Annotated in this window: 8 protein-coding genes; all 8 read left to right on the top strand. The window is 41.6% G+C overall.

What is annotated here, in order from left to right; translation table 11 throughout:
* Window positions 1–20: 20 nt before the first annotated feature.
* The gene (locus tag ABZB17_RS16355; protein WP_372651627.1) at window positions 21–179 is read left to right on the top strand and encodes a hypothetical protein; all 159 of its coding nucleotides are present in this window, start codon (window positions 21–23) and stop codon (window positions 177–179) included.
* A 10-nt stretch (window positions 180–189) separates the two neighbouring features.
* Window positions 190–1,134, top strand: a complete 945-nt coding sequence (locus tag ABZB17_RS16350; protein WP_163322249.1) for a lysophospholipid acyltransferase family protein — start codon at window positions 190–192, stop codon at window positions 1,132–1,134.
* 35 nt (window positions 1,135–1,169) lie between these two features.
* Window positions 1,170–1,502 (top strand): hypothetical protein, encoded by a 333-nt coding sequence (locus ABZB17_RS16345; protein ID WP_372651625.1) that lies wholly within the window; start codon window positions 1,170–1,172, stop codon window positions 1,500–1,502.
* A gap of 532 nt (window positions 1,503–2,034) precedes the next feature.
* A complete protein-coding gene (locus tag ABZB17_RS16340) occupies window positions 2,035–4,563 on the top strand; it encodes a cellulase N-terminal Ig-like domain-containing protein (protein WP_372651623.1) in 2,529 nt (842 codons plus the stop codon).
* 236 nt (window positions 4,564–4,799) lie between these two features.
* A complete protein-coding gene (locus ABZB17_RS16335; RefSeq protein ID WP_372651621.1) occupies window positions 4,800–5,927 on the top strand; it encodes an alpha-L-fucosidase in 1,128 nt (375 codons plus the stop codon).
* Window positions 5,928–6,558: 631 nt separating this feature from the next.
* Window positions 6,559–6,927, top strand: a complete 369-nt coding sequence (locus ABZB17_RS16330) for a response regulator transcription factor (RefSeq protein ID WP_372651618.1) — start codon at window positions 6,559–6,561, stop codon at window positions 6,925–6,927.
* A gap of 32 nt (window positions 6,928–6,959) precedes the next feature.
* Complete coding sequence (locus ABZB17_RS16325; protein WP_372651616.1) at window positions 6,960–8,405, top strand: hypothetical protein; 1,446 nt, start codon at window positions 6,960–6,962, stop codon at window positions 8,403–8,405.
* A gap of 3 nt (window positions 8,406–8,408) precedes the next feature.
* A partial coding sequence (locus ABZB17_RS16320) for a glycosyltransferase (protein WP_372651614.1) occupies window positions 8,409–9,595 on the top strand: 1,187 nt, incomplete at its 3' end.

Below are 9,595 nucleotides of genomic sequence, written 5' to 3'. Positions count from 1 at the left end.
TGTACGAATACAGCTACTCGTTGCTGGTAGACAACCCTGCACAAACCGATGACCGGGAAATTTTGTTGCGCTATATCGAAAAAATGGAGGAAGTGATAAAATCGAATCCGGAGTATTATCTTTGGAGCCACAAACGATGGAAGCACAAACGCCCGGAGGGCACAGCTTTAATTCAATAGTTTTTTTAGTATGGTTGACGAGAGCTTACGCAAAAAAGATAAACGCTATTACGAAGGTTTTTTTAAACGCCTGTTAAACGGTGGTGTAGTGCTGCTGTTAAAATTTATTTCGGTGCTGCCATTTTGGGTCATTTACGGCATTGCCGATTTTTTCTACCTGGTGGTTCGGTATGTTGTCGGCTACCGGAAAAAGGTGATTCTTGATAATCTTCGCCATTCGTTTCCGGAGAAAAGCGAGGAGGAGATTCGTAAAATTATGCACCGCTATTACCGTCATTTTTGCGATTTTTCGCTTGAAACGATTAAGCTGCACAGCATGAGCGAAAAGCAGATGGATAAACGCCTGAAAGTTACAGGTCTGGAAGAGGCACAACAATATGCCCGGGAAGGACGAAGTATTATGCTGCTCGGATTTCATTACAATAACTGGGAGTGGTGCAGCTCTATTCAAACCAAATCGGCGCATAAACTGCTGATGATTGTGAACCCGATTCGGGGAAATATGGCTTTTGAAAAATACATTGAACACTCGCGAAGTAAGTGGGGGGGCGAATCGGTGCCGGTACACAAATCGGCACGTGCAGCCATTGAGCATGTGCGACGTGGCGAACCGGCCGTTTTATGGTTGGCGGCCGATCAAACTCCAGCAGCCAATTCGCCGTTCTGGACCGTGTTCTTAAACCGGGAAGCACCGTTTTTTACCGGCCCCGAAAAGATTGCCATTAAAACCAATCAGCCTATATTTTTCCTGCATCTGAAAAAGCTAAAGCGCGGCCATTACGAAGCTCATTTTACACAGCTTATCGAAGACCCATCGAAAGTAGAATCGAAAGATATTTTGCTGACCTATATCCGGAAAATGGAAGAAGTGATACGCGAAACACCCGAGTATTATTTATGGTCGCACCGCCGGTGGAAACATACACGCCCCGAAGGAATTGAACTGACCGTGTAGCGTTGCGGTATATTTGAAATGAAAAAATCCGGCAAATGAAAGCGGTACAATTATTCAGCATTGTTGTTCTTGTTTTTTGTATGGCCTGTACTTCGGAGGTTAAAAATTACGAACCGGGCATGTCTGATAAACCATCCAGTGCTTTGGTTTTCGACAAAACAAAGTGGCAAATCAAGGAGGGGCGGAAATATCCTTTTCGCGATAAAATGGTTAACGATGTGGTTTACAACGACACCATCCGAGCGCTTCAGAAACCACAAATTATTGATTTGCTTGGCGAGCCCGACCGGAGCAACGACAACTACATTTATTATCTGCTTAAACAGGAGCGGCTGCTTTTCTGGCGCTGCACAGCAAATTTATGGTGATAAAGTTTAAGGACGATTCAACGGTTGAGTGGATCAGGATTCATCAGTAGAATCTAAAAAGAATCCAGCGGATTATCATATTTATAGCAAAATTCAAATTCACATGATAGGTACGACTCCGGCCGGAGTCGAATCTTTTTTCATTAGAAGCATACATTAAATATTTGATGCCTCCGGCATAACAAAAGACAACTACCCCTTGTTAAAAACGAGGCTTTTCCAAATGAAAATCCAACCCCGACGGGGTTGGATTTTTACAGGTATATTCTCATCATTTTAATCAAACTCCGATGGAGTTTTCTTTCGGCTATTTAAAAATCCGGTACGGGTTATCGTCAACAGCTCCCCTTTCTTCGTAACGAGAGGCAGGAGAACCCGGAGAATTATCTATTTTCTTAAATATAGAATCTAAATTTAAACAGCTGTTCAATAAATATCAGGTAATATTGAAAATGGAAATTGGGTTTATAGTAGCCAGAGTTCGGCTATAAAATAACAAAACATAATAAATCGATATAACCAACTTAACTTTATGAAAAAACTTTCATTTTTATCATTCATTTTGCTGCTACTGGCGGCATGTAGTCCTGAACCAAACCAGGATATGGTACTCAACGATCTTGAGTATTTCGAAACACAAGGCGTAAATGTATTGGTGTACAGTAACCTTTTTACCGGGGGCTTTAACGACGAAAAAAACGCCGGAATTGAATTGATCCACCACGGAGTAAGAACCGCACAAGGTGGGGCCGTGCGACTTTCGCATACCCCGGAGCAGTGGGATCTGGTGCCTGAAATACCAACCCGAACAGTTGACAGTGTAAGCAACAGTATTTCGGCAACCTTACGGTATGAGGATTACGATTTCGACTCGCGTGTGGTTGTTACAGCCAAAGGCAAAGGTGTTGAGATATCCGTTTTTCTCGACGAACCACTTCCTGAATCAGTAGAAGGGAGCGCCGGGTTTAACCTCGAGTTTTTGCCTTCGCAATACTGGGGCAAAACCTATTTAATGGATGGGCGTATTAACCGCTTTTCGCGCTACGTGGCAAGTAATACCATTACAAGACCCAACAGCGAAAAACCCAAACAATATAAAGGTTACGTAACTTCCGACGACAGGGGAACCGGCAAATTTATCGATCCGCTTCCTCTCGAAACCGGACGTTCAATGCTTCTTGCTCCCGATGACCCCGAACGTATGGTGAAAATCACTTCTGCCGATGCCGACATTATGCTTTTCGATGGCCGCGTGCTGGCGCAAAACGGGTGGTATGTAGTTCGCAGTTTGCTTCCTGCCGGGAAAACCGGCAAAGTTTTAAGCTGGACAGTTGAACCCAACGCTATTCCAGGCTGGGTAAGAGAACCCAACATTGGTTTCTCGCAGGTGGGCTACCTGCCTTCGCAACAAAAAGTTTCGGTTATTGAACTCGACAAAAAAGATAAACCGCTTGCAAAAGCATCTATTTATAAAGTAGGCGAAGATGGTACGGCAACCGAAGTATTCAGTGGTAAAATCGAATCGTGGGGCGACTATTACAAATATCACTATGTGAAATTCGATTTCTCTTCTGTTGAAACACCCGGTATTTACTACATTCAGTATGGCGATTGTAAAACCAATAACTTTATTATAGAAGACAACGTTTACGATTGGATTACCGATGCCACCAGCGATGTTTGGATACCAATTCATATGAACCACATGTATGTGAACGAAGCGTACAGGGTTTGGCACGGCGAACCTTTTAAAGAAGGTTATTTGCAGGCTCCGCCAAATACTGATCACTTCGATTTGCATAGCCAGGGGCCAACAACCGATACCAAATACAAAGCGCTGGAAACCATTCCGGGATTAAACGTTGGTGGTTTTTTCGATGCCGGTGATTTTGATATAGAAACCGGATCGAACATTTCTGTTGTGCAGAATTTCGTTCAAACCTGGGAGTATTTCAAACCCTTGCGCGATCAGACTTTTGTTGATGAGGAGCAGCGCTATGTCGATCTTCATCGTCCGGACGGAACACCCGATATTTTGCAGTATATCGAGCACGGAACAATGAACCTTGTGGCCCAGGCTGAAATTATCGGTCATATGGCACAAACGCTTTCCAACTCTGTTCTCGATAATTATCATCACCTTGGCGATGCCGCTTCGATAACCGACGGCCTTCCGTATAATCCAAATCTGGGGCCGTACGAAGTAGCCCGCGATGGCAAATCAAGCGGTGTAAAAGATGATATGTGGGCGTTTACAAGCCGTAATCCCAGCCTCGATCTCAGGGCAGCTGCTATGTTTGCCGCAACAAGCCGTGCTTTGAAAGGCTATAACGACGATCTTTCGGAAAGGGCGTTGATACAGTCGAAAAGACTGCTGAAAGAGTCTACTGAATTACTTGCCAATGTGCCTGAGGACAACCGCAGATGGGGAAGAGGTGCAGACATGGGCACCAATCTGCAACTGTACATTTCAACCGGCGAGCAGCAGTACAGCGATAAGTTTCAGGAATCGCTGTGGCCGGCACTCGACCGGTTCGTAAGTTTCAGCATTTTAACAGCTTTACATGCCATACCTCACATGGACGAAGCGTACAAAGAAAAGCTACGGCCATATGTGGTGAAATACAAAGAATATATCGAAGAGCTTGAAAAGGATAATCCGTACGGCGTGCCGATCGGACTACGGAACTGGGCAGGCAATGGCGGTGTGGTTAACTTTGGAACTACCATTTGTTTTGCCAGCCAGTATTACCCTGATATTATCGACGCAAGCCACGCATTTAAGGCAACCAACTGGCTGTTTGGATGCCATCCGTATCACAACTATTCGTTTGTGGCAGCGGTGGGCGCCGCTCGTCCCAAAGCAGTGTTTTATGGTAACAACAGGGCCGATTTCTCGTTTATTCCGGGAAATGTTGCTCCCGGCGTATTGTTCAGGCAACCCGACCATTTTGAAAATTACGACGACTGGCCGTTTTTATGGGGTCAAAACGAAGGTACCATCGGAGGAAATACCAGCTACCTGATTTTTGGATCAGCGTTTAAAAATCTGGTAAAATAATTATAGCAGGTGTCGGTTGTTAATCGGCACCTTTTTTTTATCTTATTTTCAGGAATTGATCTTTAAAAGCTATTTTTAAACCAAAGAAACCAACTACCTGGAATTACAATGGAAACAAGCTGTTCCAAAAACTGCTCCTCAAAATGTTTTATATTCCTTGTTTGTATTGTCCCGATAATGAGTTTCTTGACAGACTTACGGTGTGGCAAAGTAAATAACATCAAAGACAATCGATAATGGAAAGAAGAAAATTTGTGCAATTAACAGGTTTAGGATTAACGTTTTCAATGGCTCCATCGCTTTTCAATTCATGTAAAATGAATGATGTGCCGGCCTATTTAAAAAACCACTCCGGGTTGTATGCAACAAACCCACTTGAAGCTGCCAGACAGTGGTTTATTGACGCAAAATTTGGTTTATTCTTACATTATGGACTTTACAGCCTGCCCGGACGGGGCGAATGGGTTCAGTACCGGGAAAACATTCATTTAGGTGAATATGAAAAATTGAAAGAAAAATTTACAGCCGAAAAATTTGATGCCGATTTTATTGCCAATCTGGCCGTAGAAGCCGAAATGAAGTATGTGAACATAACCACCCGCCATCATGACAGTTTCTGTCTTTTCAATACAAAAACAACTGACTTTAATAGTGTTCAATCAGCTGCAAAACGTGATTTGGTTGAAGAACTTGCAGTAGCCTGCGAAAAAAGAGGATTAGGATTGTGCCTGTATTATTCTCACGGAAGAGATTGGCGTCATCCGCATGCTCCAAATAACGACAGGTGGGGTGGTAGTGCACGACCAAAATATGATAAGGAAGAACCTTATTATGCATATGGTGAAAACCACGATTTGAATAAATATATCGACTATATGCACGAGCAACTGACCGAATTGCTTACTCAATACGGCCCCATTGCCAGTATATGGCTCGACGGATACGGAACTCCCGTAAGCGGGCCAATTGAAAAATTCAGAATACCTGAAACTTATAAATTAATCAGGAAACTTCAACCTCAGTCGCTGATATCGGCAAAGTGGGGATATACCGGAAACGAAGATTATTATGCACCGGAATATCATTGGCTGGAAAATAATGCCGATAAAACCAGGCAAATGGTACGATCAGGAAAGCCAATTGAAATTTGCACTAATATTGCCGGTTGGGGCTATACAAAAGAAATGGACGGAAAACATCGTGGTGCTGATTCTATCATCGAAAATCTAAAATATGCCGCTAAATTTAATGCAAACTTGCTGTTGAATACCGCCCCGCTACCTGATGGATCGATTGATAAACAAGATATTCACTCGCTTAAACAAACCGGGCAAACAATCCGAAAAGATGGATGGCCCGTTTGAGTAATGAGATCCAAATCCTAAACGAATACAACAATGAAAAACTGTCCAAATTGCAACGCAGAGATCGAAGATAATTTTGAATTATGCTGGAATTGTAATTATAGCCTAACGGAGCAGAAAATAATCGACATAAAAGATTTAAACGAGGATAAAAAACAAATTGACTGCTTAAGGTGCAATGTTTCAATGTTATATAGCGGTGAATACAAATTCCATGAGGGGCCGAAAATTGGAATTTTGGGAAATATATTTGAGGCTTTTGTTAATCGCGAGTCATTTGACTTATATATGTGCCCCAAATGCGGCAAGGTGGAATTCTTCGCTCCCCTACAAAATAGTGAACATAAATTTGAGTAACCGCCCTTCGAAATTGCTTGCTCCAAATAGGCAAAATGCTGAAAAATGACCATTTTATAATCAAAAATCGGTAAAAATCTGATTAGGAGTGTAGTCTGAATTGAAAAAAAATTATATTTGCTTTTAGGACGCAATACAATATTTTAAAAAAAGTTTAAAAAGAACAGGGCTTTTACACTTGTCTCTGAATTTTTTCAGTATGCTGATAGATGTGGTAAAAGTCTCTTCAAGTTGCAGTCTGTGTATTTTATTGTTTAACTAAAATCAATGTATTATGAAACGAATTTTAGTAGCAGAAGACAACAGATTAATCCTTGAGACAGTGGCGCATAGTTTATCCAGAGAGGGTTACGAGATTATAAAAGCCGAGGATGGAAAAGACTGCTTAACAAAGCTCGAAGGTAATGAAGTGGATATGCTGATTACCGATCTGTACATGCCAAATTTAAATGGACTCGAAGTAATTTCGAAATTGCATGAGTTTTACAAAAAGTTAATACCGGTAATGGTGCTTTCGGCGGCAGGAGCTGAAGAAAGTGTGATGAAAGCTTTTGATCTTGGTGCTGATGATTACATGGTAAAACCTTTTAGCCTGATTGAACTAAATATGAGGGTAAAAAGACTATTATCTGTAAGGAAATAGTATATTTAGTTTCAATTAGAAACTTGTAATCAATGCGACATCTCAGCTATGCGGTTAATAAATTGATCGTAATTAGTTTTGTTTTTGTATGTTTATTCATAGTGCCTCATGCCGTTCAGGCGAAGCACTTATTATTTGTTCAAGTAGGAATTTCAATTCAACAAACCGATACCTTTGAAAATTCTGAGACTGAAAATGACATTATTGCCATTACCCGGGAAGCAACAGAAGAAAATCCTGAATTAAATTCTGAAACTACCTCCCCAACTAAAAAAACAGCTGATCCTTCAAAAAAACATTCGGTAATCAATGTCTTTATTTCTGATGAAAAAATCGGGCTGGTAAAAAATAACCTGAACGAGTACGGCGAAAGACATTTACCACGAAAAATCAGAACGGTTTACCTCGATATAATTGAAAAAGTTTTTGATTATTCCATACTGCTGCTTTTGGCTGCACTGATTTTATTCTTTATCGCAAACATTGCATTTGTGCTGTTAACTTTAAACTTTACCGTAAAAAGAAAGAACCAAAAAGAAAGGTTCGAACGGATATATGGTAAAATGTACGAAGAAGTGATTATGGATTACATTTTCAGAAACATCGACTGGGAAAAAGCACTGATTAAACTCAAAAAAATTAAAAACAAAGCCAACCGCAGAATTCTTATCTCGGTGCTTATGAATTACAAAGCCAACTTTAAAGGCGAGCTCGAAAGTTTTATTCCTGAGATCTATTTGAAATTAAACCTCCAGCAAGATTCACTTAAACTGGCTAAATCACGATACAGTCATAAAAAGGTTAAGGGAATAATGGAGCTTACACACCTTTATCCGCAGGGGGCAAAAGGATTGATTAAAACCCTGATTAACGACACTAACGATTACGTACGCACAGAAGCACAAATTGCATATGTTACTTTAAACGCCGATAGACCGTTTAGTTTTTTCGATAATCTGAAACAACCCTTTGCCAAATGGGCGCAATTGTCGGTGTTCTACCTCATACGCCTAAACCAGATACCGGTGCCCGCTTTTGCCCGCTACCTGTCTTTTAAACATTACAATATCCGGAATTTCAGCTTGAAAATGATTACTTTTTTTCAGCAACTTGAAGATGTTTCGGAAGTGATTAAAATGGTGGAGAGCGACATGGAAGAGACGCGATTTCTGGCCTACAAAGCCATTAACGACCTGCGCTTGTACGACAGCCGAGAGTTGATAAAAAAGAAATTTGATGGCGAAACAAACCGAAATAAACTCGAAATTCTGAAGGCATTTAAAAATATTGGCGATACCGATGATTTTGCTTTTCTTGAGGGGGTAATGAAAACCGGTTCAACATTGTTAAAGCTTGAGGCATGCCGCTCGGTGTATTACATGGGGCAAGAGAGCAGAGAAAAAATTACTCAGCAATCAAAAGAAGAAATACCGGAACTTGAACTTTTATTGGCTCACGTAAAGGATCCGCGAAATTAATTTATGGGAATTGTAAGAACAATAATAGAATCGTTATTTCTGATTTATACCATCGGTATTTTCAGTTTTTATTTTTGGCTTGCCATTGTTTCGGCTAGGGAATTGATACGAAATGTTCGCGAATCCAAAACAACTAATTTTGATGCGCTACTGTCTTCTCCCTTTGCGCCTAAAATTTCGCTGCTGGCACCCGCATACAACGAATCACTTACCATTGTCGACAACATAAAAGCACTGCTTGGGCTGTATTACCAGAATTTCGAGATAATTGTTATTAACGATGGTAGTAAGGATGATTCGCTGGAGAAAACAATTGCCGCGTTCGATCTCGAGAAAGTACCTTTTGCGATTGATTATCAGATTCAGTGCCAGGAGATTCTTGGTGTGTATAAATCGCGGGCAAAGGCCTACTCAAACCTCACCGTGGTTGATAAACGCAACGGCGGAAAAGCCGATGCGCTAAATGCCGGAATAAACATTGCCAAAGGCGATTATTTTATTTCAATTGATGTGGATTCCATTATCGATCCGCATGCCCTTAAAAAGCTGATAAAACCCTTCCTCGAAGCCAGCGATAAAAAAGTAATTGCGGCCGGTGGTGTAATTCAAATTGCCAATTCGTGTGTAATCGAAAACGGGCAGTTGGTGGAAGTAAATGTTCCCGACAAACTTATTCCCCGTTTCCAGGTCATCGAATACAGCCGTTCGTTTCTGATGGGCAGGCTGGCCTGGAGCCGCCTCGATGGTTTATTGCTGATATCGGGGGCACTCGGTCTTTTCGACAAGGAGGTGGTTATAAACTGCGGAGGCTACTACACCAAAACCGTTGGCGAAGATATGGAGCTGGTGGTACGCATGCGGAAGTACATGGCCAACCAGGGGATAAAATACAAAGTGGTGTATATTTCCGACCCCTTGTGCTGGACCGAAGCACCTTCAACACTAAAAGTACTCGGATCACAGCGAAACCGTTGGACACGCGGCACCATTGATACCATAATGCTGCACCGCGATATTTTTATGAATCCGAAGTTTGGTTTTATGGGTATGGTATCGCACCCCTATTGGGTGTTTTTCGAATGGCTGGCCCCGATTGTTGAATTTTTAGGCATATCTTATTTTATTACCATAGCCTTGCTTGGGCTGGCCGACTGGTCGTTTTTTTATGTAATGTTTGGTTTTATTTACTT

The organism is Draconibacterium sp., assembly GCF_041583095.1.
GTDB lineage: Bacteria > Bacteroidota > Bacteroidia > Bacteroidales > Prolixibacteraceae > Draconibacterium.
This window is presented reverse-complemented; position numbering and strand designations above follow the sequence as displayed.

What these genes read in the sequence shown, in the direction of transcription:
- ABZB17_RS16350 (WP_163322249.1), top strand. Translation starts at nt 190, where the DNA reads ATGGTTGACGAGAGCTTACGCAAAAAAGATAAACGCTATTACGAAGGT.
- ABZB17_RS16345 (WP_372651625.1), top strand. Translation starts at nt 1,170, where the DNA reads ATGAAAGCGGTACAATTATTCAGCATTGTTGTTCTTGTTTTTTGTATG.
- ABZB17_RS16340 (WP_372651623.1), top strand. Translation starts at nt 2,035, where the DNA reads ATGAAAAAACTTTCATTTTTATCATTCATTTTGCTGCTACTGGCGGCA.
- ABZB17_RS16335 (WP_372651621.1), top strand. Translation starts at nt 4,800, where the DNA reads ATGGAAAGAAGAAAATTTGTGCAATTAACAGGTTTAGGATTAACGTTT.
- ABZB17_RS16330 (WP_372651618.1), top strand. Translation starts at nt 6,559, where the DNA reads ATGAAACGAATTTTAGTAGCAGAAGACAACAGATTAATCCTTGAGACA.
- ABZB17_RS16325 (WP_372651616.1), top strand. Translation starts at nt 6,960, where the DNA reads ATGCGACATCTCAGCTATGCGGTTAATAAATTGATCGTAATTAGTTTT.